The following is a 1,285-nucleotide window of genomic DNA, read 5'->3' on the forward strand; positions in this document are numbered from 1 at the left end:
AGACGTCGTTTCTTATGGCTGTAGGTGCTGTTGACCAGCCCGGAGGTCTGTCAGTGCGGTATGAGAGCCTCCGGGACATGAGCTACGACCTTGCCGTCTGGGAAGGCGAGCGGCCGGCGAATGACAGGACTGCCCGCCGGGTCTTCAGCGACTTGTACGACCGCTACCTCGACGGTGAGGACCTGGAGTCTCCGTCCGAACTCATCACGGTCTATGTGACCGCGCTTCTCGAGCGGTGGTGCGATATCACCGAGGACGAGGAAGGGACCTCGCCCTGGTCGGTCGGGCCGCTGATCGGCAGTGCAAGCGGTCCGCTCATCTACTTCGGGATGGGCTGGAGCATGGCTGAAGAAGCGTCGGCCTACGCGGCAGACCTGGCGGACAAGATGGGGCTGATCTGTTTCGACGTGCAGCAGGACCGACTCAGGCCCTGAGCGGCGTGGCCAATCGTCGGTAGCCGATCAGGGCTGCGGCGATGCCGACGAAGGCGAGGAAGTGCTCTGCCTTGCGTTCGTAGCGACGGTGGAGTCTTCGGCAGCCGGCCAGCCAGGACGCGGTTCGCTCGACCACCCAGCGATGTCGGCCCAGCCGCTGTGAGGACTCGACGCCCCGGCGGGCGATCCGGTGGCGGATCCCACGCTCGCGGAGCCATCGGCGCAGGTGGTCGTAGTCGTAACCCTTGTCCGCGTGCAGTTTCGCCGGGCGCCGGCGGCGGGGACCGCGGCGGGACCGGATGGGTGGGATGCCGCGTACGAGCGGCTCCAGGCCCTGGCTGTCGTGCAGGTTCGCGCCGGAGATGCCCAGGGACAGTGGCAGTCCGTTCCTGTCGGTGATCAGGTGGATCTTCGATCCCAACTTGCCGCGGTCGGTCGGATTCGGTCCCGTCAGTGGCCCCCCTTTGCGGCCCGCAGGCTGACGGAGTCGATCGCGCACCGCGACCAGTCCAGCTGTCCGCGGGTGCCGAGTTCATCGAGGATGACGCGGTGGAGCCGGGCCCAGACGCGGGCCCGGCTCCACTGGGCGAAGCGTCGGTAGACCGTTTGCCAGCTCGGACCGAACACAGGTGGGAGCTGGCGCCAGGTGCAGCCCGAGGTCGCCACGAAGATGATCGCGGCGAGGGCCTCGCGGTCACCGGCACGCCGTCGGCCCCCACCCTGCGGACGTATGACTTCCGTCGGCGGCACCACCCGCCGGAACAACACCCACAACTCGTCCGGCACCAGCCGCTCAACCAGATCCGTCATGGACGGCTCAACGACCGATCACGCCATAAGAAACGACCTCT

Annotated in this window: 2 protein-coding genes; one reads left to right on the top strand and one right to left on the bottom strand. The window is 67.3% G+C overall.

Features of this window, described 5'->3' with window-relative positions; genetic code table 11:
• Window positions 1–77: 77 nt before the first annotated feature.
• The gene (locus WN71_RS39325) at window positions 78–434 is read left to right on the top strand and encodes a hypothetical protein (protein ID WP_046591741.1); all 357 of its coding nucleotides are present in this window, start codon (window positions 78–80) and stop codon (window positions 432–434) included.
• Here WN71_RS39325 and WN71_RS41365 read toward each other — a convergent pair.
• Window positions 424–1,244, bottom strand: a protein-coding gene (locus tag WN71_RS41365) for an IS5 family transposase (RefSeq protein WP_420856570.1) whose coding sequence is annotated in 2 segments (ribosomal slippage) — window positions 424–902 and window positions 902–1,244 — 822 coding nt in all. Because the reading frame shifts where the segments join, the coding sequence is not laid out codon by codon here. The two genes, WN71_RS39325 and WN71_RS41365, sit on opposite strands and share 11 nt — an antisense overlap.
• Window positions 1,245–1,285: the final 41 nt, after the last annotated feature.

This window comes from Streptomyces mangrovisoli, from assembly GCF_000974985.2.
Taxonomy (GTDB): domain Bacteria; phylum Actinomycetota; class Actinomycetes; order Streptomycetales; family Streptomycetaceae; genus Streptomyces; species Streptomyces mangrovisoli.